Source organism: Caballeronia novacaledonica, from assembly GCF_900258035.1.
Classification (GTDB): Bacteria; Pseudomonadota; Gammaproteobacteria; order Burkholderiales; family Burkholderiaceae; genus Caballeronia; species Caballeronia novacaledonica.
In genome coordinates, this window is record NZ_OGTP01000008.1 from 43,685 (window position 1) to 67,827 (window position 24,143).

Annotated in this window: 23 protein-coding genes; 13 read left to right on the plus strand and 10 right to left on the minus strand. The window is 63.8% G+C overall.

Annotated elements, in window-relative coordinates:
• Positions 1-23 precede the first annotated feature (23 nt).
• The 5 genes from NOV72_RS13755 to NOV72_RS13775 form a co-directional block, all read right to left on the minus strand.
• A complete protein-coding gene (locus NOV72_RS13755; protein ID WP_106855157.1) occupies positions 24-1,538 on the minus strand; it encodes an ATP-binding cassette domain-containing protein in 1,515 nt (504 codons plus the stop codon).
• Positions 1,535-2,461 (minus strand): branched-chain amino acid ABC transporter permease, encoded by a 927-nt coding sequence (locus NOV72_RS13760; protein ID WP_106855158.1) that lies wholly within the window; start codon positions 2,459-2,461, stop codon positions 1,535-1,537. The genes NOV72_RS13755 and NOV72_RS13760 overlap by 4 nt, the downstream gene beginning before the upstream one ends.
• A gap of 2 nt (positions 2,462-2,463) precedes the next feature.
• Positions 2,464-3,339, minus strand: coding sequence for a branched-chain amino acid ABC transporter permease (locus NOV72_RS13765; RefSeq protein ID WP_106855159.1), 876 nt, complete (start codon positions 3,337-3,339; stop codon positions 2,464-2,466).
• A 61-nt stretch (positions 3,340-3,400) separates the two neighbouring features.
• Complete coding sequence (locus NOV72_RS13770) at positions 3,401-4,666, minus strand: ABC transporter substrate-binding protein (protein WP_106855332.1); 1,266 nt, start codon at positions 4,664-4,666, stop codon at positions 3,401-3,403.
• Positions 4,667-4,825: 159 nt separating this feature from the next.
• Positions 4,826-5,722 carry a LysR family transcriptional regulator gene (locus NOV72_RS13775; RefSeq protein ID WP_106855160.1) on the minus strand — a complete coding sequence of 299 codons (897 nt, stop codon included), beginning with the start codon at positions 5,720-5,722 and terminating at the stop codon, positions 4,826-4,828.
• Between the two features lie 91 nt (positions 5,723-5,813).
• Here NOV72_RS13775 and NOV72_RS13780 point away from each other — a divergent pair, with 91 nt between their 5' ends.
• From NOV72_RS13780 to NOV72_RS13805, 5 genes are all read left to right on the plus strand, one after another.
• On the plus strand, positions 5,814-6,602 hold the full coding sequence (locus NOV72_RS13780; RefSeq protein ID WP_106855161.1) for an NAD(P)H-dependent oxidoreductase: 789 nt from the start codon (positions 5,814-5,816) through the stop codon (positions 6,600-6,602).
• A gap of 981 nt (positions 6,603-7,583) precedes the next feature.
• Positions 7,584-8,210 carry a glutathione S-transferase family protein gene (locus NOV72_RS13790; RefSeq protein ID WP_106855163.1) on the plus strand — a complete coding sequence of 209 codons (627 nt, stop codon included), beginning with the start codon at positions 7,584-7,586 and terminating at the stop codon, positions 8,208-8,210.
• Positions 8,211-8,226: 16 nt separating this feature from the next.
• Positions 8,227-8,862: a glutathione S-transferase family protein gene (locus tag NOV72_RS13795; protein WP_106855164.1), complete on the plus strand. Its 636-nt coding sequence runs from the start codon at positions 8,227-8,229 to the stop codon at positions 8,860-8,862.
• Between the two features lie 120 nt (positions 8,863-8,982).
• Positions 8,983-10,626: an acyl-CoA synthetase gene (locus tag NOV72_RS13800; RefSeq protein WP_106855333.1), complete on the plus strand. Its 1,644-nt coding sequence runs from the start codon at positions 8,983-8,985 to the stop codon at positions 10,624-10,626.
• Between the two features lie 13 nt (positions 10,627-10,639).
• Positions 10,640-11,428, plus strand: coding sequence for an enoyl-CoA hydratase (locus tag NOV72_RS13805; protein ID WP_106855165.1), 789 nt, complete (start codon positions 10,640-10,642; stop codon positions 11,426-11,428).
• Here NOV72_RS13805 and NOV72_RS13810 read toward each other — a convergent pair.
• Both NOV72_RS13810 and adh read right to left on the minus strand, forming a co-directional pair.
• A complete protein-coding gene (locus NOV72_RS13810; protein WP_106855166.1) occupies positions 11,425-11,814 on the minus strand; it encodes a DUF779 domain-containing protein in 390 nt (129 codons plus the stop codon). The genes NOV72_RS13805 and NOV72_RS13810 overlap by 4 nt on opposite strands.
• A gap of 56 nt (positions 11,815-11,870) precedes the next feature.
• Complete coding sequence (gene adh / locus NOV72_RS13815; RefSeq protein WP_106855167.1) at positions 11,871-13,391, minus strand: aldehyde dehydrogenase; 1,521 nt, start codon at positions 13,389-13,391, stop codon at positions 11,871-11,873.
• Between the two features lie 521 nt (positions 13,392-13,912).
• Here adh and NOV72_RS13820 point away from each other — a divergent pair.
• From NOV72_RS13820 to NOV72_RS13835, 5 genes are all read left to right on the plus strand, one after another.
• Positions 13,913-15,310, plus strand: a complete 1,398-nt coding sequence (locus NOV72_RS13820; protein WP_106855168.1) for an L-lactate MFS transporter — start codon at positions 13,913-13,915, stop codon at positions 15,308-15,310.
• Positions 15,311-15,331: 21 nt separating this feature from the next.
• Positions 15,332-15,469, plus strand: a complete 138-nt coding sequence (locus NOV72_RS13825) for an MFS transporter small subunit (protein WP_106855169.1) — start codon at positions 15,332-15,334, stop codon at positions 15,467-15,469.
• 346 nt (positions 15,470-15,815) lie between these two features.
• Positions 15,816-15,959: a hypothetical protein gene (locus tag NOV72_RS32290; RefSeq protein WP_181291038.1), complete on the plus strand. Its 144-nt coding sequence runs from the start codon at positions 15,816-15,818 to the stop codon at positions 15,957-15,959.
• 54 nt (positions 15,960-16,013) lie between these two features.
• Positions 16,014-16,319: a high-potential iron-sulfur protein gene (locus tag NOV72_RS13830; RefSeq protein ID WP_106855170.1), complete on the plus strand. Its 306-nt coding sequence runs from the start codon at positions 16,014-16,016 to the stop codon at positions 16,317-16,319.
• A gap of 30 nt (positions 16,320-16,349) precedes the next feature.
• Positions 16,350-17,222, plus strand: a complete 873-nt coding sequence (locus NOV72_RS13835) for an endonuclease/exonuclease/phosphatase family protein (RefSeq protein WP_106855171.1) — start codon at positions 16,350-16,352, stop codon at positions 17,220-17,222.
• On the opposite strand, the gene NOV72_RS13840 is transcribed toward NOV72_RS13835, so the two are convergent.
• The 3 genes from NOV72_RS13840 to NOV72_RS13850 form a co-directional block, all read right to left on the minus strand.
• The gene (locus NOV72_RS13840; RefSeq protein ID WP_106855172.1) at positions 17,219-18,292 is read right to left on the minus strand and encodes a M14 family metallopeptidase; all 1,074 of its coding nucleotides are present in this window, start codon (positions 18,290-18,292) and stop codon (positions 17,219-17,221) included. The genes NOV72_RS13835 and NOV72_RS13840 overlap by 4 nt on opposite strands.
• Before the next feature lie 10 nt (positions 18,293-18,302).
• The gene (locus NOV72_RS13845) at positions 18,303-19,496 is read right to left on the minus strand and encodes a M20 aminoacylase family protein (protein WP_106855173.1); all 1,194 of its coding nucleotides are present in this window, start codon (positions 19,494-19,496) and stop codon (positions 18,303-18,305) included.
• Between the two features lie 96 nt (positions 19,497-19,592).
• Complete coding sequence (locus tag NOV72_RS13850; protein WP_106855174.1) at positions 19,593-20,489, minus strand: LysR substrate-binding domain-containing protein; 897 nt, start codon at positions 20,487-20,489, stop codon at positions 19,593-19,595.
• Positions 20,490-20,682: 193 nt separating this feature from the next.
• Here NOV72_RS13850 and NOV72_RS13855 point away from each other — a divergent pair, with 193 nt between their 5' ends.
• The 3 genes from NOV72_RS13855 to NOV72_RS13865 all read left to right on the plus strand — a co-directional run bounded on the left by NOV72_RS13855 (position 20,683) and on the right by NOV72_RS13865 (position 24,133).
• Positions 20,683-21,999 (plus strand): MFS transporter, encoded by a 1,317-nt coding sequence (locus NOV72_RS13855; RefSeq protein WP_106855175.1) that lies wholly within the window; start codon positions 20,683-20,685, stop codon positions 21,997-21,999.
• A gap of 558 nt (positions 22,000-22,557) precedes the next feature.
• Entirely contained in the window at positions 22,558-23,115 is a 558-nt protein-coding gene (locus NOV72_RS13860) for a (2Fe-2S)-binding protein (RefSeq protein WP_106855176.1), read from the plus strand.
• A gap of 10 nt (positions 23,116-23,125) precedes the next feature.
• Positions 23,126-24,133, plus strand: coding sequence for an FAD binding domain-containing protein (locus NOV72_RS13865; RefSeq protein ID WP_106855177.1), 1,008 nt, complete (start codon positions 23,126-23,128; stop codon positions 24,131-24,133).
• The last annotated feature ends 10 nt before the right edge of the window (positions 24,134-24,143 follow it).

Genomic DNA, 24,143 nt, shown 5'->3' on the forward strand with positions numbered 1-24,143 from the left:
TGTTTGGTTGCGCGAGGCACGCCTCATGCTCTCGCCCGCAGCCCCTCCGCGGGCTCGGACGGCACCGCTTCGAGAAAGCCGCGTCCCATCTCCTTTTCGAAGCGTGACGGACTGCCTTCCCACACGATGCGCGCATGTTCCAGCACATAGACCCGGTCCGCATGCGGCAGCGCGAACGTGACGTTCTGCTCGCCGAGCAGCACGGTGATCGGCGTGGTCTTCTGCATCAGTTCCATCGCCTTCGACAGTTGCTCCAGAATCACCGGCGCGAGGCCGAGCGTCGGCTCGTCGAGAATGAGGAGCTTCGGCTGCATCATCAGCGCGCGAGCGATGGCGAGCATCTGCTGTTCGCCGCCCGAGAGCGTGCGCGCCGTCTGCTTCTCACGCGATTCGAGAATCGGAAAGAGTTCGAAGAGCCACTTGAGCTGATCGGCGCGCTGCTTGTCGGAGAGATGGTAGCCGCCGAGATCGAGGTTCTCGCGCACGGTCATGTCGCCGAAAAGCTCGCGCGTTTCCGGGCATTGCACGATGCCCCCGCGCGCGATCGCCGCGCCGCTCATGCCCTTCAGATCCTTCGAGCCATAACGAATGGTCCCTTCGTAGGGCACGAGTCCCGAGATCGCGTTGAAGAGCGTCGTCTTGCCCGCGCCGTTCAATCCCACGACCGACACGAACTCGCCTTCGCGCACATGCAGGTTCACGCCGTCGAGCGCGCGCGCCTTGCCGTACAGCACGCCGACATCATCGACTTGCAGAATCGCGGGCTTGCTGCTCGCCACTTCCGCGCCGCGCTCGCGCGCCTCGATCTTGCCGCCGAGATAGACGCGCCGCACGGTTTCGTTTTGCATCACCTCGTCGGCGGTGCCTTCTGCGACGTACTCGCCGAGATACATCGCGAGCACGCGATCCGCGAGCGCGGCGAGGCTCTTCACGTTGTGATCGACGAGCAGCACTGCGCGCCCTTCCGCGCGAAAGCCGCGAATCAGTTCGGAGAAGGTTTCCGACTCGGCCTGCGTGAGTCCCGCGAAAGGCTCGTCGACGAGCACGACGCGCGGGTCGCGCGCGATCGCCTTCGCCATTTCCATGCGGCGCAGATCGGCGAAGGGCAAGGTCGCGGGATGACGATGCATCACCTTGCCGAGACCCACGCGATCCGCAATTTGCCGCGCGCGCCGATTGACATGCGGATCGGCGGCGAGCTTCACGAGCGAATCGGGCAGCAGCGCGAGCTTGATGTGCTCCAGCACCGTTTGCCGATGCAACGGCCGCGAATGCTGAAACACGATACCCACGCCCGCGCGCGCGATGCGATGCGGCAGCCAGCCGGCCATCTCGACGCCATCGACCTTGATCGATCCCGCATTGGGCCGCTCGATGCCCATGATGAGCTTCATCACCGTGGACTTGCCCGAGCCGTTCGGGCCGATCAGACCGAGTATCTCGCCGGGCCGGATATCGAAGCCGATGTCCTTCACCGCGACGAGCCCGCCGAAACGCTTCGTCAGCCCGCGCACGGAGAGCAGAGGTGAGTCGTTCATTCGCGCTCCCTCACGCGCAGGATGTTGCCGAGCAATCCATCCGGGAAGAACAGGATGACCGCGAGCGCGACGGCCGCGACCACGAACGTGTTGATCTGCCCGAGCGGCCTAAGGAACTCGCCCGCGACGATGAGAAAGATCGAGCCGAGCACCGCGCCGAGAATCGTGCGCCGTCCGCCGAGCACGGCCGCGATGATGATCTGCACGCCGATGCCGATATCGACCACCGTGCTTACCGACGCCGTGCCCTGATAGAACACGAGCATCGCGCCCGCGACGCCGGAGAACACCGCGCTGATGCAGAACGCCGCGAGCTTGTGCTTCACGACGTTGAAGCCGAGCGCCTGCGCGCCGACCGTGTCCTGCCCGCTCGCCTGCAGAATGAGACCGATCGCCGAGCGCGACAACCCGAACAGGATGATCGCGCAGACGATCAGGAACGCGAGCGCGATCCAGTAGTTGTTGCCTGCATCGACGGACATCACATCGGGCACCATCATGCCGATCTCGCCGCCCGTGACGCCCGCGAAGATCACGATCGCGTTCTGCAACAGCAGGACGGCGACGAGCGTGACGAGACCGAAGTACGGTCCGCGCAATCGCAACGCGGGCACCGCGAGCAGCAAGCCGCCGACGAGCGCGACGAGGCCGCCCGCCATCACGCATACCGGTATCGGCGCGGCGGCGTGCGCGTTCAGTATCGCGGCGGAATAGGCGCCGAGACCGATCAGGAAGGTCGGCCCGAAGTTGACCTCGCCGGCGAAGCCGAAGAGCAGGTCCCACGACATCGCGAAGACGCCGAAGTAATACGCGACGGTCAGCACGCCGAGGATATATCCCGTGAGCCACCACGGCAGCGTCGCGGCGATGATTGCGAGCAGGATCGCGGAGATCGTCAGACGCGAGCGAGCGATGTCTTTCATGATCAGCGCCGTCCGAGAAAGCCTTGCGGCCGCACATACACGACGAGCACGAGCAGCAGCAGCGCGGGCAGCGGCCGCAGCGTCGGCGCGATGAGGTACGCGGTGACGGTTTCCAGGTAGCCCACGACATACGCGGCCATCAGCGAACCCGAGACGCTCCCGAGACCGCCCAGCACGACGATGGAAAACGCGCTCGCCGTGAGCTGCCCCGTGTTGTTCGTGCTCACGCCGAGGAACGACGCGAGCAGCACGCCCGCGATGCCCGCGAGCACGCCGTAGAGCGTCCACGCGAGCAGATAGATGCGCGACAACTCGAAGCCGAGCAGCGTGAGTCCGCGCGGATTCATCGATGCCGCGAGCAGCGCCTTGCCCGCTTTCGTGCGATTCACGAAGAGCCACAACAAGCCGATCACGACCCAGCACACCACGGCGATCATGATTTCGTTGTACGGCACGCGCACGCCCGCGATGCTCGCCACGCCGGGTATCAACGGGCGCATGGTGATGGGGTTGTCGGAGAAGAGCCAGGCCATGCCCTGCTGGATCATGATGCCCCAGAGCAGCGTGCCCGTCAGCACGAAGATTTCCTTCTCTTCACGCGGAATCGCGGCGGAACGTTGAATGGGCCGCACCACCATGAAATACGTGATGTATGCGGCGATCATTCCGCAGATCACGCCGAGCGGCGTGCCGAGGTACGTGCCCAGTCCCGCTTCGCCGGCGAGCGCCCAGCCGAGCAGCGCGGCGATCAGCATCACGCCGCCGTGCGCGAGATTGAGCACGCCGGAGACGCCGAAGATCAGCGTGAAGCCGATCGCGCCGAGCGCATAGAGCGAACTGATCGCGAAGCCGTCGATGAGTATCTGCAATGGCAACATGGCGGCCTCTTATGTCGATGGCTACGTGGAAACGGTCCCCGCAACATGCGCCGGAATGCGTTCAGTTCGCCGCCGCCTGCACCTTCACGAAGGCCGGAAACTTGAGCTTCCCGTTCGCCACCGATTTCGGCCAGATCGCCACTTGCTTGCCGTTCTGCCATTGCAGGTTGATGCCGGTGATATAGCCTTCGCCGTACTTCAACGCATGCGTGAACTGATCGTTCTTGCCATAGAACTGCCAGCGTCCGATCGTGCCGACATAGTCGGTCTTCTCCAGTGCATCGACCATCTTGTCGGGATCGGTCGAGCCCTGGTTGCGATGAATCGCATCGGCGATGATGTACACGAGGTCATAGCTCGTGAAGCCGTCATAAGCGGGCGAGACGCCGGCAAAATGCTTCTGATACGACTCGACGAAGGGCACGGTCTTGGGCGTCATCGCCACGCCCGGCGCCGCCGCCGATGCCGTGATGACGCCTTCGGTCGCGCCGTTAGTGTCCTTCCAGAAGCTCGTCGTCGTGGCTTGCGAGCTTTGGCCGGACATCGGAATCGGCACTTGCTGATCGTGCCATTGCACGGTCGGCTGAACGCCTACATGGCTGATGCCCGTGGTGATCGTGTCCGGATGCTTCGCCTCGATCTGGTTGAAGATCGGCGTGAAGTCCGACGTGTCCGGATTGAAGCGGATGTGATCCAGCACTTTCAGGCCCGCTTTCGGCAGGCATTCGAGGTAGCGTTCGTCGAGCGGCTTGGTCCACGCAGCGTCTTCGCTCATCACCACGGTCGTCTTCATCTTGAACTCGCCGACGAGCACGTCATGCGAGAAATCGCAGATCGATTGCGCGATGAACGCCGAGGTCATCCAGCCGTGGAAGGTGTACTTGTAGTTGGCGTAGTCGTCGTGAACGCGCTTCGAGATTTCGTTGCTCGCCGCGCCCGGCGTGATGAACGGCATTTTCAGGCGTGCGGACCAGGGCTCCATCGCGAGCGCGACTTCGCTGATATAGCTGCCGATGATCGCGACCACCTTGTCCTGACTCGCGGCCCGCTGAAACGCGCGCACGCCGTCCGAGGCCGACGAGTGATCGTCATACGCGATGATCTGGATCTGCCGGCCATCGACGCCGCCCTTCGCGTTGATCTCTTCCGCGGCGAGCTGCGCGGCCTTGCTGATCGAAGCGCCGGCCACGGCGGACTCTTCGCTGATGACGCCGATCTTGATCGGCTCCCCTGCTGCGTGCGCCGCGCCTGAAAGACCCAGCCCCGCCAGCACCGTGCCCGTTGCTACGACGGAACGCATGTCCCGCCGCGACTTGTCCTTTGACATCATCGGTCTCCTCTTTGTAATCGCTAATCGATCGTGGAGCGACGCCATGCAGCATTTAAGGATTTGCCGACAAACAGTAGCACTCGCGTTTCATGCGCTAAATCGGTACTAACGATAAAGACGGTCATGCGAAAAGATCATCAATGATTCGCAATGCTTTCAGACAGCTTGCGCGATGAAGTCACGCAGCCACCGATGCGCCGGATCGCGATGCACGCGTTCGTGCCAGTACATCGACATCTCGTAGCCGGGCACTTCGACGGGCGGCGCCACGCATCGCATTTCGGGCCAATGCTTCGCGAGCCTGAGCGGTTGCATCGAGACGAGATCGGTCGTCGCGAGCACGGAGCGCACGAACAGGAAGTGCGGCACCGACAGCGCCACATGCCGCTTCATGCCGAGCGCTGCGAGCGCGGCGTCGGTGGGTCCGGAAAACCCGCCGCCATCGGGCGACACGATCACGTGATCGAGCGCGCAGAACTGCGCGAGCGTAGGCCGGCGTTTCAATCGCGGATGATCCTTGCGTCCCACGAGCACATAGCTTTCCGTGAAGAGCACGCGCTCATGAAAGCCCGCGGTCTCGGGCGATGTGATGTGAAACGCGAGATCGATCTCGCCGTTCTCTGCCTGCTTCGCGAGCCGCGGCGGCATGATCTCCAGCACCGCGATGCGCGTATGCGGCGCGGCCGCGCGCAAGCCGCTCAACGCGGGCAGCAGCACGGTCGATTCGGTGTAGTCGGTGGCGGCGATGCGCCATGTGTTGTGCGCGGTCGCGGGATCGAATGCGGCTTCCGGCGACACCGCGCGCTCCAGCGACATCAGCGCTTCACGCAAGGGCTCGCGCAGACTCTCGGCGCGGGCGGTCGGCCGCATGCCGCGCGGCCCCGGCAGCAACAAGGGATCGCCGAAGATATCGCGCAGCTTGGCGAGATGCACGCTCACGGATGGCTGCGAGAAATGAAGACGCTCGGCGGCGCGCGTGACGTTCTGCTCGGCGAGCAGGACGTCGAGCGTGACGAGCAGATTGAGATCGAGCCTTCGCAAGATATTATTCATGGCAATGCCTGCAATTTCAGTTATTTATTTCCAATATACCCGCGCGGACTTTAAGCTGGCCATCATTCCTGAATCGAACTGGAGATGCCAGATGAAAGTGCTGATTGTGTATGCCCATCCCGAACGCCGCTCGCTGAACGGCGCCATCAACGCATTCACCGTCGAGCGCCTGCGCGCCGGCGGCCACGAAGTGCAGGTCTCCGACCTGTACGCGATGAACTGGAAAACCTCGCTCGACGCGAACGATGTGCGCGAGCGCAGGAGCGACGCGCCGTTTCACGCGAGCCTCGATTCGAAGCACGCATACGAGAACGGCCTGCAAAGCCGCGATATCGAAATCGAGCAGGACAAGCTGCGCTGGGCCGACGCCCTGATCCTGCAATTCCCGATGTGGTGGTTCTCGATGCCCGCGATCATGAAGGGCTGGGTCGAGCGCGTGTATGCGTATGGTTTCGGCTATGGCGTAGGCGAGCACTCCGACACGCATTGGGGCGACCGCTACGGCGAAGGCCTGATGGCGGGCAAGCGCGCGATGATCGTGGTCACGACGGGCGGCTGGGAATCGCATTACAGTCCGCGCGGCATCAACGGACCGATCGACGACATCCTGTTTCCGATCCAGCACGGCGTGCTGTTCTATCCCGGCTTCGACGTGCTGCCGCCTTTCGTGCTCTACGAGACGCATCGCATGGATGAAGCGCGTCTGCACGCCACCTACGATGCGCTCGGCCAGCGGCTCGACCGCCTTTGGGACGACGCGCCCATCGCGTTTCGCAAGCAAAATCATGGCGATTATGCGATTCCGCATCTCATGCTGCGCGATGAACTCGCCGTGGGACGGACGGGATTTGCTGCGCACGTCGAGTCTTCGAGGGTTTGAGTGAAACTTGCTTTCGTGTCGGTTTATTGGCGTTGCCCCTGTGCGGGGCAGCAGTCACTTTCTTTGCTGCTGCAAAGAAGGCAGCTTTTATCGCGCGCGGCGCGGGGGCGTTCTGAGGCTTCGAGGGTTTTCGCCGGATCCCGTATTCGCGTCGGTCTATTAGCGTTGCCCCTGTGCGGGGCGGCAGTCACTTTCTTTGCTGCTGCAAAGAAAGTAACCAAAGAAAGCAGCTTTTCAGGCCCGCGGTCACACGCAACTTGGCCAATTTTCTCCCTCAAGTTGGCACTCGCCTAAAGAGTGCCCTCATCACAATCACCGGGCCTGGCTCGCGCACGGTCTGCCGCACCACATGTTTTAGCGCGCTGGTTCAGCACGAAATAGCATCGGCACAGCGCTTCGCGCTGCCGCCGGGTCTACATGGGAAACCAACGAAAAGCGAATGCAGTGAGATGGCAGCGTTCGGACGGAAGCGCACGCAGACCCGATTGACCGGTCGGCCGCGAAGCGGGCCGGAGCTATTTGGTGCTGAACCAGTTTGTTATGTGATGCGATGGTTCAGACCGTGCGCGAGCCAAGCCCCGTGAGTTTTGTGAGGGCACTCGCTACTCTGGGGGCCATTCGGTCAATCGCCTGTGCCGCGGTCGGCATGAAGTGCTTAGGCTGGGGATAGCTGTTTCTTTGGTTACTTTCTTTGCAGCAGCAAAGAAAGTGACTGCCGCCCCGCACAGGGGCAACGCTAATAAACCGACGCGAAAGCAAGTTTCACTCACACCTTCGAAGCCTCAAAAAGCCCCCGCGCCGCCCGCGATAAAAGCTGCCTTCTTTGCAGCAGCAAAGAACGTAACTGCCGCCCCGCCCAGGGGCAACGCCATAAACCAATATCCGGCGGACAAAAAAGCCCAAGCGCAGCGAAACTCCCCGACTCCCTCTAAGATTGACTTCTTCGACCCGCAACGCGACACAACAAAAGGAATACATCGAATGCTGACGATCTGGGGCAGAGCCAACTCGGTCAATGTGCAAAAAGCGCTGTGGTGCTGCGATGAACTGGGGCTCGCGTACGACCGTATCGACGCGGGCCTGCAGTTCGGGCGCAACAACGAACCCGGCTATCTCGAGATGAACCCGATGGGCCGCGTGCCCACGCTCGTCGACGGCGATTTCGTGCTGTGGGAATCGAACTCGATCATCCGCTATCTCGCGATGCAATACGGCGCGAACAGCACGCTCTACCCCGCCGAGCCGAAAGTCCGCGCAAGCGCGGATCGCTGGCTCGACTGGGCGCTTTCCACACTGCAACCCGCCGAGCGTCCGGTCTTCTGGGGCTATATCCGCACGAGCCCGGCGGATCGCGACGTCAAGCCGCTCGCCGCCGCCGCGAGCGAAGTCGAGAAGCTCTGGCGCGTCATCGATGCGCATCTGAAAGGCCGCGACTATCTCGAAGGCAACACGTTCACGCTTGCCGATCTCGTCATCGCCGCGTATGCGCGCCGCTGGTTCGGCATCGCCGAGCTCGTGCGGCCGGCGCTGCCCGAACTCGAACGCTGGTACGCGAGCATCACGCAGCGCCCGGGCTTTCAGCGTTATGTGTCGCCTGCACTGACCTGAAGCGGAACGCCTCGCCATGACCATCGAACTGCATACCTGGAACACGCCCAACGGACGCAAGATCAGCGTCGCGCTGGAGGAAATGCAACTGCCCTACACCGTGAAGACCGTGAACATCACGAAGGGCGAGCAGCACGCAGCCGATTTTCTGCGCATCAGCCCGAACAACCGCATTCCGGCGATCGTCGATCCGGACGGTCCCGGCGGCCAGCCGATCAGCATCTTCGAATCCGGCGCGATCCTGCTCTATCTCGGCGAGAAAACCGGCGAGTTCCTGCCCGCGAGCATGCGCGAGCGCGTGCCCGTGCTCGAATGGCTGATGTGGCAGATGGGCGGCTTCGGCCCGATGCCGGGACAAGTGCATCACTTCCGCATGGTCGAGGCGGAATGCGACCGGCGCTATGCACTCAAGCGTTATTCCGATGAAACGCGGCGTCTCTATGGCGTGCTCGACAGGCGCCTCGCGCAGGTGGAATACGTGGCGGGCGCGTTGTCGGTGGCCGATTTCGCGATTCTCGGCTGGGCGTGGCGGCACGAACGTCATCAGGTTTCGCTCGACGATTTCCCCAACGTCAAGCGCTGGTACGAAGCGCTTTTCGCGCGTCCGGGCGTCAGGCGCGGCTTCGACGTCAAACTCGACGACCTCGCCTGATCAGGGCAAACCATGAGCGGCAGCGTCAGGCTAACGTAAGTTGCGCGCGTGATAACGATCTTCTAATTAACATGAACGACACTGACGCTATTCAATGGATGCGCGCGTGAGGAGATGACCATGACCGCCAACATGTACGACGAAGGCCTTCCCAAGACGGCCGCCAACTTCGCGGCGCTGACGCCGCTCAAATTCATCGAGCGTGCGGCGTCCGTTTATCCGGCGCACACCGCTGTCGTGCATGGCGACGTGCGGCGCAACTGGGCCGAAACCTATGCGCGCACGCGGCGGCTCGCGTCCGCGCTCGTCGCGCGCGGCATCGGCGCCGGCGATACGGTGGCCGCGATGCTGCCGAACACGCCGGAAATGGTCGAAGCGCACTTCGGCGTGCCGATGACGGGCGCCGTGCTCAACGCGCTCAACACGCGGCTCGACGCCGGCACGCTCGCCTACATGCTCACGCATGGCGAAGCGAAGGCGGTGCTGGTCGACCGCGAGTTCTCCGAGGTGATGAAGAAGGCGCTGAAAGACGTGCCGCAAAACGTGCTCGTGATCGATGTGGACGATCCGCAGTACGCGGGCGCGGGCGAACGCATCGGCGCCATCGAATACGAGGCGCTGCTCGAGAGCGGCGATCCCGCATACGAATGGTCGCCGCCGTCGGACGAATGGAACGCGATCTGCCTGAACTACACGTCGGGAACGACGGGCAATCCGAAGGGCGTCGTGTATCACCATCGCGGCGCGTACACGAACGCGATCAGCAATATCCTCGAATGGGACATGCCGACGCACGCCGTGTATCTGTGGACGCTGCCGATGTTCCATTGCAACGGCTGGTGCTTCCCGTGGACCGTCGCGGCGCGCGCGGGCGTGAACGTGTGCCTGCGCAAGATCGACGCCAAGACCGTCTTCGATTTGATCCGCAAGGAAGGCGTGACGCACTATTGCGGCGCGCCGATCGTGCAGAACCTGCTCATCAACGCACCCGATGAAATGAAGGCCGGCATCGGCCAGAAAGTCTATGCGATGGTCGCGGGCGCCGCGCCGCCCGCCACGATGATCGAAGGCATGGAGCGCATGGGCTTTCACCTCACGCACGTGTACGGGCTGACCGAAGTCTACGGACCGGCCACCGTCTGCGCGCATCAGGACGAATGGAGCGGGCTCGACGTCCACGAACGCGCGCGGCTCAATGCGCGGCAAGGCGTGCGCTATCACCTGCAGGATGCCGTGTGCGTGCGCGATCCGCTTTCGATGGAATGCGTGCCAACGGACGGCGAGACCATCGGCGAGATCATGTTTCGCGGCAACATCGCGATGAAGGGCTATCTCAAGAACCCGGCCGCGACGGAAGAAGCGTTTCGCGGCGGCTGGTTCCATACGGGCGATCTGGCCGTCGCCTATCCGGACGGCTACGTGCGCATCAAGGATCGCAGCAAGGACATCATCATTTCGGGCGGCGAGAACATATCGAGCATCGAAGTGGAAGACGTGCTGTATCGCCATCCCGCCGTGCTCGCGGTGGCCGTCGTCGCGAAGCCCGATGCGCGCTGGGGCGAAACGCCGTGCGCGTTCGTCGAACTGAAGCCGGGCGCGCAAGCGAGCGCGGAAGAACTGATCGCGCATTGCAGGTCGCAGCTCGCGGGCTTCAAGGTGCCGCGCGCAATCGAGTTCTGCGAGTTGCCGAAAACCTCCACCGGCAAGATCCAGAAATTCGAGTTACGCAAGATCGCGAACTCGGTCGCGGCGATCGACGTTTGAGGAGCGCATCGACATGAGCGAACTCGTACTGATCGAGCGCAATGCTTTCGGCGTCGATGGCGCCGTCAAGCTGACGCTGAACCGGCCCGATGCGTTCAACGCGTTATCCGAAGCGCTGCTCGACGCGCTCGAAGGCGCGCTGAAGGACATCGCCGGATCGGATGCGCGCGTCGTCGTGCTCGCGGGCGCGGGGCGCGCCTTTTGCGCGGGCCACGATCTCAAGGAGATGCGCGCGGAACCCGCGCTCGATACTTATCGCGAGCTTTTTGCGCGCTGCTCGCGCATGATGCTGACGATCCAGCGCATGCCGCAGCCGGTGATCGCGCGCGTGCATGGCATCGCGACCGCGGCGGGCTGTCAACTGGTCGCGATGTGCGATCTCGCGGTGGCGTCGAGCGAAGCGCGTTTCGCCGTATCGGGCGTGAATCTCGGGCTCTTCTGCGCGACCCCGGCCGTGCCGCTGTCACGCAACGTCTCGCGCAAGGCGGCGTTCGAGATGCTCGTCACCGGCGATTTCATCGATGCGGCGACCGCGCGCGAACGCGGCCTCGTGAATCGCGTCGCATCGCCAGGCGAACTCGACGATGCCGTGCGCCTCTTTGCCGCGGCCATCGCCGCCAAGCCGCGCGAAGCGGTCGCGGCGGGCAAGGGTTTGTTCTATCGTCAACTCGAAACCGGCATCGAAGCTGCATATGCACTCGCATCGGAAACGATGGCCTGCAACATGATGCAGGACGTCACGCTCGAAGGCACGCAGGCGTTCATCGAGAAGCGTCCGCCGAAATGGAATCGAACGTCTTAACTCACGTGCTCGACCGGATGCTTGTCCAGCCACGCGTTCTCTTCGTCGCTGTATAAACGCGAGCGCGTGAGAAAGCGCAAACCCGACGGACGTTCCAGCGAAAACATGCCGCCATTGCCCGGCACGGCATCGATGATGAGCTGCGTGTGCTGCCAGTACTCGTACTGCGATTCGGTCATGTAGAACGGCACGCCGCCGATTGCGCCGAGCTTCACGTCCGAGCCGCCGACCATGAATTCGTTGACCGGAAAGCACATCGGCGCGCTGCCGTCGCAGCATCCGCCGGATTGATGGAACAGCACCTCGCCGTGCTCGGTCTTGAGCTTTTCGATCAAGTCGATCGCGGCGGGCGTCGCGGTCACGCGCTGCACTTCCTGTTCGCTCATGATGTCCCCGTCGTTCGAAACGGCCGCCGCCGGAAAACGCGGCGGCCTTGCAGGCCTTAGAAGAAGCCGAGCGGCTTGTCGCTATAGCTGACGAGCATGTTCTTCGTCTGCTGATAGTGATCGAGCATCATCTTGTGATTCTCGCGTCCGATGCCCGACTGCTTGTAGCCGCCGAACGCCGCGTGCGCCGGATACGCGTGATAGCAGTTGGTCCACACGCGTCCCGCCTGAATCGCGCGGCCGAAGCGATAAGCCCGCGTGCCGTCGCGCGTCCACACGCCCGCGCCGAGACCGTAGAGCGTATCGTTCGCGAGTTCGAGCGCCTCTTCCTCGGTCTTGAAGGTCGTCACCGACAGCACCGGCCCGAAGATTTCCTCCTGGAAGATGCGCATCTTGTTATGGCCTTTGAAGACCGTCGGCTTGATGTAGTAGCCGTTCTTCAACTCGCCGTCGAACGCGGCGCGCTCGCCGCCGGAAAGGCATTCCGCGCCCTCCTGCTTGCCGAGATCGATGTACGACAGGATCTTCTCCAGTTGCTCCTGCGAAGCCTGCGCGCCGATCATCGTCTTCGTGTCGAGCGGATGGCCCTGCGCGATCGCCGCGACGCGCTTCAGCGCGCGTTCCATGAAGCGCTCGTAGATCGATTCCTGCACCAGCGCGCGCGACGGGCACGTGCACACTTCGCCCTGATTCAGCGCGAACATGGTGAAGCCTTCGAGCGCCTTGTCGAAGAAGCTGTCGTCGGCGTTCAGCACGTCGTCGAAGAAAATGTTCGGGCTCTTGCCGCCCAGTTCCAGCGTCACGGGAATCAGGTTCTGGCTCGCGTACTGCATGATCAGGCGGCCCGTCGTGGTCTCGCCGGTGAACGCAATCTTCGCGATGCGCTTGTTCGACGCGAGCGGCTTGCCCGCTTCGAGACCGAAGCCGTTCACGACGTTGAGCACGCCCGGCGGCAGAATGTCTTCGATCACTTCGAGCAGCACGAGAATCGACGCGGGCGTCTGCTCGGCCGGCTTCAGCACGACGCAGTTGCCGGCGGCGAGCGCGGGCGCGAGCTTCCACACGGCCATCAGAATCGGGAAGTTCCACGGAATGATCTGCCCGACGACGCCGAGCGGCTCATGGAAGTGATACGCGACCGTATCGTGATCGATCTCGGAGATGCCGCCTTCCTGCGAACGCGCCGCGCTCGCGAAATAGCGGAAGTGATCGATCGCGAGCGGAATGTCGGCGGCCATGGTCTCGCGTAGCGGCTTGCCGTTGTCGATGGACTCGGCCACCGCGAGACGCGACAGATTCTGCTCCATGCGATCCGCGAGTTTCAGCAGCAGGTTCGCGCGATCGGTGACGGAGGTCCGGCCCCACGCGGTCTTCGCGGCGTGCGCGGCATCGAGCGCGGCTTCGATATCCGCTTCGCGCGAACGCGGGATCGACGTGAAGGGCTCGCCGGTGATCGGCGAGATGTTGTCGAAATACTCACCGCCCACGGGCGGCACCCACTTGCCGCCGATGAAGTTGCCGTACTGCTTCTTGTACGGGTATTCGGTGCTCAGGAACTGCATCTCCGCGTGATTCATTTCTATGTGCTCCTCGCATGTCGACGTGAACGGGCCGGCACTGTCGATATCCGGCGCCGGACGCTCTTGATTGCGAGTTCCATGCCATCGAGTGCGCGGCGTTCCTAGCGGCGTGCGAGCCTCGTCGCGATGCGGGTTCGGGACGCATCGCGAGGGTTTCTACGAGGTCGATGTGATCTGTTCACATTCAGCACACGTGCCCCGCGCTGTAGCGATGCGGCACAGCGCGCCGCCGTCCGCGCGGGCATGAATCGCTTCGGGCAAACGCTTATGGCACGAGTGTTCATATTGCAAAGCCCTACGCAGTTGTCTATGGTCATGCCAGCCGTGGCAAAGCGTCGCACTTATATGTCGGTTGATCGCATGTTTGGGTGGCGTGAAATGGCCTTGCGAACTTGAGATGCAAACCGCATCGACGCTCGCATGACCACGGCGGGCTGCTTGCACCGGCGACCCCGGCGCGGCACCTCAAGCAAACGATGCGCGCGCACGTGCATGCATGACGCGCCACGGAGACCACAATGAACAGCACCATCAATCAAGGGGCCGCGCACGGCCCCACAAACTTCTTTTCCAAAGAGGCGACCATCGCCCGGCCCGGTTTCACGCGCTGGATGGTGCCGCCGGCCGCGCTGGCTGTTCACTTGTGCATCGGGCAAGCGTATGCGTTCTCGGTGTTCAATGCGCCGCTGACGAAGATCATCGGCATCACGAAGTCCGCGCCCGATGACTGGTCGCTGACGACGCTCGGCTGGATCTTCTCGCTCGCGATCGTGTTTCTCGGCTTGTCCGCCGCGTTCGCCGGGAAGTGGCTGGAGAAGGTCGGCCCGCGCCGCACGATGTTCACCGCGGCCTGCTGCTTCGGCGGCGGTTTTCTCGTTTCGGCGCTCGGCGTTCATCTGCATCAGATCTGGCTGCTGTATCTCGGTTATGGCGTGATCGGCGGCATCGGGCTCGGCCTTGGCTATGTGTCGCCGGTATCGACGCTCATCCGCTGGTTCCCGGACCGCCGCGGCATGGCGACGGGCATGGCGATCATGGGCTTCGGCGGCGGCGCGATGATCGCGGCGCCCGGCTCCGTCGCGCTGATGAACCACTTCAAGAGCGCGACGAGCGCGGGCGTCGCCGAGACCTTCGTCGTGCTCGGCGTGCTCTACTTCATCTCGATGACGATCGGCGCACTCGTGATCCGCATCCCGCCGGCGGACTGGAAGCCGGCTGGCTGGACACCGCCCGCGACCGCCAGCAAGATGATCACGAAGAACCACGTGCATATCGATCAGGCGCTGAAGACGCCGCAGTTCTATCTGCTGTGGCTCGTGCTGTTCCTGAACGTGACGGCGGGCATCGGCGTGCTCGGCCAGGCATCGGTGATGATTCAGGAGAGTTTCAAGGCGTCGATCACGGCGGGCGCGGCGGCGGGCTTCGTCGGGCTGCTGTCGCTCTTCAACATGGGCGGGCGCTTCGTGTGGGCGTCGGCGTCGGACTGGATCGGGCGCAAGAACACCTACTTCGCGTTCTTCGCGCTGGGCGCGGTGCTGTACTTCCTCGTCCCGCAGTTCGCGGGCGCGGGCAATATCGCGCTGTTCGTGCTGGCGTACGGCATCATCCTGTCGATGTACGGCGGCGGCTTCGCGACCATTCCCGCGTATCTCGCGGACATGTTCGGCACCGCATTCGTGGGCGGCATTCACGGCCGGCTGCTGACCGCGTGGGCGGCGGCGGGTGTCGCGGGTCCGGTGCTCGTCAACTACGTGCGCGCGTATCAGGTGGCGCATGGCGTCGTCGGCGCGGAGGCGTACACGATGACGCTGCACATCATGGCGGTGCTGCTCGTGATCGGCTTCATCTGCAATCTGCTCGTGACGCGCGTGCATGAGAGGCATCACATGGACACGTCGGCGCAAACGGCAAACTAAAAGTCAAAGAGGAGATTGGCGATGAATACCCGCATCGATACTCAGGAAGCGCACCCCGCGAACAAAGGGCTGCTTCTGCTGTTCTGGGCGTATGTGCTGATTCCGCTTGCGTGGGGCGTCACGAACACGCTCACGCAGGCGATCAAGCTGTTCCAGTAATTCGATAACCGCTGTTTCCCGCGCGCCGGATCGCCGATATGACTATCGGCTCACGGCGCGCGGTCCTGATGCGGCCTGGATGAGCGTTCTCCCAGGCAGCATGTCTGTTCTCAGTGGCCGCGATCCTCCACCCTGTTCAAGCTGCGGCGCGCGAGCACGCTCATGAAAAGCGTGCCGCACACGAGCGCCGCCATATACACGCCAGCCATCATCCAGTCCAGATCACTCACGGTGGTTCTCCTTCGAATTGAGCCGCGGCCGGGGCGCCGCGGGGTTGATTCACGCAATTTCAAACACGTTCTGGCCTGATTTACGGCACGTTTGCGCAAAGGTTTAGCGCGGCGCGATGAACGACGTTGGCATCACGTTGCGGGAGAATGCGAAAAGCGGCCTCGAAAAAACCGATCGCGCGTTCGATTTCGCAAACGTGTGGCACGGCAAGCGCGGCGATTCGGGCAAGGCGGCGTGCGTCGGCGTATCGTTCGATTAGCGCCCCGAGAGCGCACGACGACATTCCCCGCAGACAAGAAAACGGTCCACGACAATGAACACGTCCCGCCGCAGCTTCATGGTTGTCAGCATCGGCATGGGCACGGCGCTATGGCTCACGCGAGCCCGCGCCGATGCGCCGCACTTGAGCGAATCCGATCCGGCGGCTGCCGCCGTCGGCTACAAGGAGGACGCGACGAAGGTCGACAAAGCGAAATACCCCAACTTCGCGGCAGGACAGACATGCGCGAACTGCTCGCTGTACGAGGGTAAATCGAGCGATGCCTGGGGCGGCTGCTCGCTTTTCAACGGCAAGCTCGTGGCCGGCAAGGGCTGGTGCGCGTCGTACACGAATATGTGACGCTGGTTCAACGCACCGCCGAGGCTAACCATGCGACTCGTCGACTGGAACATTCAATGGGGACGCGGCGTCGATGGCCGCGTCGATCTCGCGCGCATCGTCGCGGAAGCGAAAGCGCTGCACGATTTCGACATCCTGTGTCTGCAGGAAGTGACGCGCGGCTTCCACGAAAGCGAACAGGCGGGCGGGCTCAAAGGCCACCCCGCCGCCGATCAGTTCGCGGAGCTCGAAGCGCTGATCCCCGGCGCGACCGTCATCGACGGAATCGGCTCCGATCTGCCGCCCGTTGGCGGCGGCGTCGCGCGCCGTCAATTCGGCAACGCGATCGTCAGCCGTCTGCCGGTGCGTCAGGTTCTGCGCCATTCGCTGCCCTGGCCCGCCGATCCCGCGAAGCCGTCGATGCTGCGGGTCGCGCTCGAAGCCGTCATCGACACCGATGCCGGTCCGTTGCGCATCATCAGCACGCATCTGGAGTTTTATTCGGAGAAGCAGCGGCTCGCGCAAGTCGCGCGCCTGCGCGAACTGCACGCCGAAGCATGCGCGCACGCGCGCCGGCCCGCGAAGGCCGAAAGCCTGGCAAGCCCGTTCGCCGACACAGCACGGCCGGTTTCCGCGATCATCTGCGGCGATTTCAACAGCGCGTTCGACGACTCGGCGTATCGCGCGATGCTCGAACCGGTCGACGATGCGCCCGCGTTCGTCGATGCCTGGACCTGCGCGCATCCGAACGAGCCGCGCGCCGCGACCGTCGGCCTGTACGATCACGATCAATGGCCCGACGGCCCGTTCGCGTGCGACTTCATCTTCGTCACCGAAGATTTGAAGCCGCGCATCGCGGGATGCGAAGCGGATCAGTCGAGCCGGTCATCGGATCATCAGCCGATGTGGCTCGAACTGCGTTAATCGCCCGCTTCGCGCGACAGGCCGTATAGCGCCTGCAACACCGCCGCCCGCGCCTGACCGACGATCATCCCGCGCCAGATATCGTCATCGATGTAGAACGCCGCGCGGATCTGGCGGCGAATGTCTGCCTTCAGCGCATCGGGCGCGTCCGGGTGATGGCGCACCCAGACATCCGCGCGCAGCATGTCGAGCATGTCCGTGAGCGGCACGGTGCCGTACTCGATCGCAATCGATGCAATCGCGGCATGCGCGCACGTCTGCCGCAAGGTATCGAGCAAAGGCCCGGCGACATCCGCCGCGATCGACGTGCCGTCCGACGGGCTCGTCACGTCCGCGCCCCACCAGCGCCGCGCGCGCTCCACATCGCCGACGCAGATCTTCGCGCCGAAGCCGCTCGGCCCGAGTCCCGTATGAAAATCGATCCAGCCGATCGCCATGCACGTCTCGCCGTATTCCGCGAGCAGATTGCGCATCGTGCGCGTGCTCCACGCCGTCTCGCCGCCGCCGTAGAACATGCCCCGCGCGTGCGTGTACTGGCCCGTCGTCACCGCTTGCTGATACGCCCATTGCCCGCGCGTGTCGATATAGTCGCGAATCGCCGCCGCGTTCGCTTCGTCGGGCGGCCAGTTCGCCGGAACCAGCAGGTCATGCAGTTCGGCGTAGCCGGGGTTTTGCGGCAACGGCCCGCCGAAATCCACGCTGTTGCGATTCAGATCGACATTGCCTTCCGTCGTGCGGCTCAGATACGAGAAGCCATACGGATTGATGGCGTGAACGAGCAGCATCGCGACGCCGAGTTGCTCCATCAGCGCGGGCAATGCTTCGTCACGCATCAACGCGATCTGCGCGCCCGAGCCGCAAAAGCCTTCGACACCATGCGTCGCGGACGTGAGCACGAGCAGGCGCTTCGCATCGGCCCGACCCGGACCGATACGCACGACGTCCGTCGCGAGCGTCTCGCCTTCGAGACCATCGACGCCTTCGAGCACGCGCGTATCGACGGCAAGTTGCCGGGCGGCGGCGGTATCGAGAAATCGCCGACGCGCCTCGCGATATGTCGATGAAAACATGTCCTTCTCCTCACGCACGCGCGAGAAACGCTTCGACCAGGCGCACCCAGTATGTCGAGCCGAGCGTGAGCACGTCGTCGTTGAAATCGTAGCTGCTGTTGTGCAGCATGCACGGCCCGATTCCATGACCGTGATCGCGATGCTCGCCGCGCCCGTTGCCGATATACGCGTAGCAGCCTGGCCGCTCCAGCAGCATGAACGAGAAGTCTTCGGCGCCCATCGTCGGATCGATGTTCGTCTCGACCTTGTCCACGCCGGCGACTTCGCGCATCACGCCGAGCGCGAACTGCGTTTCCGCTTCGGTGTTCACCGTCGGCGGATAGTTGCGTACGAAACTAACTTCGGCCGTGCACCGATAAGCCGACGCCGTCGCCGCGACGATCTCCCTCATGCGCGTCTCGATCAGATCGAGCACGTCGACGGAAAACGTGCGCACGGTGCCGGCCAGCGTCGCGGTGGCCGGGATCGCGTTGATCGCGTGACCCGCCTGCATGCGCGTGATCGACAGCACGGCGGCGTCGATGGGCCGCTTGTTGCGCGTGACGATGCTCTGCAAGCCCGTGCCGATCTGCAACGCGGTGAACACGGGATCGACGCCGTCGTGCGGAATCGCCGCATGCGCGCCCACGCCTTCGATGCGAATCTCGAACTCGTTGCTCGACGCCTGCGTCGCACCGACGCGCGCGCCGAATTCGCCCGCCGCCATGCCCGGCCAGTTGTGCAGCGCGAACACGGCATCGACGGGAAAGCGCTCGAAAAGTCCGTCTTCGATCATCGCCTTGGCGCCGCCGCCGCCTTCCTCTGCGGGCTGAAAGATGAAGACGACCGTGCCGTCGAAGTCGCGATGCTGCGCGAGATATCGCGCGGCGCCGAGCAGCATCGCCGTGTGGCCGTCGTGGCCGCACGCATGCATCTTGTTCTCGTGACGCGACGCATGCGCGAACGTGTTCAGCTCGGGAATCGGCAGCGCGTCCATGTCGGCGCGCAGGCCGATCGCGCGCTTGCCCGCGCCTTTGCGCAACACGCCGACGACGCCCGTCTTGCCGAGCCCGCGCGTCACTTCGATATCCCAGCTTGCGAGCGTTTGCGCGACCAGTTCGGCCGTGCGCGCTTCCTCGTAGCAGAGTTCGGGATGCGCGTGAATATCGCGGCGAATGGCCTGAATCTCGTCGCGCGACGCGGCGATCTCGGGAATGATCGACATGCTTGCCTCGTGTGTGATTGAGTGACCCGCAGCATTGTCGATGGCCGCAAATAATCGCGAAAGCTGATATTTTTTGTCCGTGACTTAAGAAAAGCTTTAGCTTTCCCGCGACGGAAACGCGCCCTGCGAACGCATGCGGATGCGTTCCTGCACGACGCTCATCACCGCGTGGCGGTCGTGAATCTTGCGCTCCAGCATGCCGACGACGCGGCGCGGCGTGTTCTTCGCGAGCGGCAGCACGCGCAATGCCGGATCGCTCGCCCACGAGCCGTATTCGAGCAGCGGCACGACCGACACACCCGCATCCTGCCGCACGAGTTCGACGATCACTTCGAGCGAATTCAGTTCGAGGAACTCGTTCACCGCGAGCCGGTTGTGCTTCAGCGCGCGATCGATCAGCGCGCCGGTGCGCTGCGCGCGATCGAAACGCAAGAATGGCCGGCTCGCGAGCATCTCGGCGGCGCTGGCGGGCGCGCTCGCGGGCGTGCCAATTGCCACGAGCGGCTCCGAATAGAGCGGCGTCCAGTTGAGGCTCGCCGGCGTCTTGCCCGCCATCTCGACGATCACCGCCGCGTCGATCTCGCCCGCTTCCACTTGCGGCGCGAGCGCGAGCGCCTTGCCGGTGAAGAGCCGCACATCGAGCCGCGGATACTGGCCTTTCAGTTCGGTGACGACGGATGCGAGCGCGCCCATCGCCGAATCGACCGCGCCGATGGCGACCGATCCGGCGATTTCATCGTCGAGGCCGGTGAGACGCATGCTGTCGTACAGCGCGACGATCCGCTCCGCCTGCGGCAAAACCTGCTTGCCGATACTCGTCAACCGGTTGGTGCGCCCGACGCGATCGAAGAGCGGCCGTTTCAGATCGTCTTCGAGCGATTGCATCTGCATGCTCACCGCGGCTTGCGTGAGCGCGACTTTCTCGGCGGCGGCGGCAAAGGAGCCGTAGCGCGCGACGGCAATGAAAGTGCGCAAAAAGCGGATGTTGCTCATCGTGCCTACGGGAAACCCCGGATCGTTCGATCAGGTTTCCTTGAGTGTCAGTTCAGAAATTCTATATTTTCTTATTTCAACTCGGCGTAATGTTTGCGTGTTGCAGCGGCTCGCGCGCTTAAGCCCGCCGAGCCGACAAAAAAGCGGATGTCGTCGCCCCTGATCAATCGCCCCACGCCTCGGAGTGCATTCGATGAGCACCGTACTACCCGCATCCCACGCGGCCGAACAGAGCGCCGCGCTCAACCTGTCCGGCCGACGAGCCATCGTGGTATCGACCATCGGCAACGCGCTCGAATGGTTCGACTTCATGGTCTACGGCTTCTTCGCCGTCATCATCGCCAAGCTGTACTTTCCCGCGACCAATCCCACCATTTCCTTGCTCGCGACCTGGGCGACCTTCGGCGTCGGCTTTCTGACGCGGCCGCTCGGCGGCATCGTGCTGGGCGCGGTCGCGGACCGCGTCGGGCGTAAATCGGCGCTCACGCTCACCATTTCGCTGATGGCGGTCGGCATCGCGATCATCGCGTTCGCGCCGACGTATGCCGCGATCGGCGTCGCCGCGCCCTTGCTGATGCTGCTCGGCCGCCTGATCCAGGGCTTCTCGGCGGGCGGCGAAGTGGGCTGCGCGACGGCGTTCCTCGTCGAATACGCGCCCGCCAACAAGCGCGGCTATTTCGGCAGCTTTCAGATGGTCGCGCAAGCGGCGGCGAGTCTCGCGGGCTCGTTCTTCGGCGCGGTGCTCACGCGCACGCTGAGTCCCGAGCATCTGAATAGCTGGGGCTGGCGCGTTCCGTTCGTGATCGGCCTGTTGATCGTGCCGGTCGGTCTGTATCTGCGGTCCAAGCTCGATGAATCGCCCGTGTTCGTCGAGAAGGCGCAGAAGAACGAACTGACCACGCGCCCGATCCGCGACACCGCCACGAAACACTGGATGCCCGTGCTCGCGGGCTTCGGCCTGACGGTGTTCGGCACCATCGGCACGTACATCTTCCTGCTGTATCTGCCGACGCACGCCACGCGCGTGCTGCACATGGCGCTGACCGACGGCCTCATCAGCTCGACGATCGGCGCGCTGGTGTATCTCGTCTGCTGCCCGATCTTCGGCCGGCTGTCGGACCGCGTCGGCCGCAAGAAGCTGATGGCCACCGCGCTCGCGCTGTCGCTCGTCACGGCGTATCCCATCTTCGCGGTGCTCACCGCGCATCCGAGCCTGCCGATGCTGATCGTCTGTCAGGCGCTTCTGATGACGTACCTCGGCATCTTCCAGGGCTGCTATCCGGCGTTCATCTCCGAACTGCTGCCGTCCAGCGTACGTTCGACGGGCATCTCGGTGAGCTACAACGTCGCGGTGATGATCTTCGGCGGCTTCGCGCCGGCCATCGTGCAATGGCTGACGATGACAACCGGCGATCCGCTTTCGATCTGCTACTACGTGATCTTCGGCAGCGCGGTCGCGCTCTTGACGATCTTCCCGCTGCGCGACCGCTACAGCGAAGCGCTGCGGTAAGACCGCTGCGCCGCGCTCGCAAAGGAAGGAGAATGGGCGGCCCGCACGGAAGTCCGGCTCGCTTAAGTCTGATTTAAGAAAGCGCGCCTACGCTGCAGACTGACCAGACCCACCCCTCCTTCCGGCCGCGCATGCGGCCATTTTTTTTGGAACGACACGATGCAGATGACTCTTCGCCTGATCCTGATCCTCGTGGCGCTCGTCGTATTCACGACGGTCGGCGTGTTCCTCCTGTCGCTGTTCGCCCGCGCCGTGCTCGGGCACTGAAGCGCGTGCGCCGCTGCGGGCATGCTTCGTGCGCCCGCAGCATCTCGTGGCCCGCGCCGGCTTCCGATCGGGAAAGTTTCGCGTCAGGTGCCTATACTGGCTGAGTGTCGTCTTTCGCCGCATCGCCGGCGCCCGAAGGTCCTGCGCGCGCCGCACAGACCCTTTTTCGCCGCCCTTCCTTCGCGCCATCGGCGCCCGACACGCTTCGCCGCATCTTCGCCTCTCTCATGTTCTGCCGCTTCATCGCCGCATCGTGCAGCGCCGTGCTGCACAATTCCAGGAGATTGCCCGATGCCACAACGTCACATCCCCCAATCGAAAACCACGCACGCCGATACGCCCAACAAGACGCTGCAAGCCAAAACAGACGACTCGACCGCCACTTTCACGTTCACCGTCAACGGCAGCAGCCAGACGCTTTCGCTCGATCCGCGCACGACCTTGTTAGATGCATTGCGCGAGCATCTTCATCTGACCGGCACGAAAAAAGGCTGCGATCACGGCCAATGCGGCGCGTGCACCGTTCATGTGAACGGCCGCCGCGTGAACTCGTGTCTGTGCTTCGCGGCTGCCTGCGACGGCGACACCATCACGACGATCGAAGGCATCGGCGAAGTGGAAGCGCTGCATCCGCTGCAGGCCGCGTTCGTCGAATGCGACGGTTATCAGTGCGGCTACTGCACGGCCGGCCAGTTGATGTCGGCGGTGGCGCTGCTCGACGAGCCCATCGGCGCGAGCGACGACGACGTGCGCGAAGCGATGAGCGGCAACCTGTGCCGCTGCGGGGCGTATCAGAACATCGTCAGCGCGATCCAGTCGGTGCGGGCGAACAAGCCGTCGTCGAAATAAGGAGAGCGACATGGACAGGTTCCAACTCTCCCGCGCGCGCGACATGCGCGACGCGATCAATGCCGGCGCGCTCGCGCACACCGCGCAGCAAGGCGCGGAAGTGCGCTTTCTCGCAGGCGGCACGACGCTGCTCGACCTGATGAAGCTCAACGTCGAGCGGCCGATGCGCGTTGTCGATATCAGCCGCCTGCCGCTCGACAAGATCGAGGAAACGAAGGACGGCGGCGTGCGTATCGGCGCGACCTCGCGCAACGCGGATCTCGCGCATCATCCGCTGATTCGCGAGCGTTACGCGGTGCTCTCGCAGGCGGTGCTCGCCGGTGCGTCCGCGCAGTTGCGCAACATGGCGACCACGGGCGGCAATATCCTCCAGCGCACGCGTTGCGTGTATTTCCGCGACACGACGTCGCCGTGCAACAAGCGCGAGCCCGGCAGCGGCTGCTCGGCGATCCAGGGCTTCAATCGCATGATGGCGATTCTCGGCACGAGCGAATCGTGCATCGCGAGCAATCCGTCGGACATGTGCGTGGCGCTGCAGGCGCTCGAAGCGACGATTCACGTCGAAGGCACGGGCGGCACGCGCGCCATTCCCATCGATGAATTTTTCCTCGTGCCCGGCGACACGCCCGATCGCGAAAACGTGCTCGATGCCGGCGATCTGATCACGCACGTCACGTTGCCGCCGCCGGTCGAAGGCGCGCGCTCGGCTTATCTCAAGCTGCGCGATCGCGCATCGTACGAGTTCGCGCTGGCGTCGGCGGGCGTCGTGATCGGCGTGAAGGACGGGCGCATCGCGCATGCGCGCGTGGCGCTCGGCGGCGTCGGCACGAAGCCGTGGCGGTCGCGCGAGGCGGAACAGGCGTTGCAGGACGCCGCGCCCGACGAAGCCGCCTTCAGGCGCGCCGCCGATGCCGCGCTCGCCGATGCGAAGCCGCAAAGCGAGAACGGCTTCAAGGTCGAGCTGTCGAAGCGCTGCATCGTGCATACGCTCAAGCTGGCCACTACGCAAACTTCGTGAGGATCGCTCA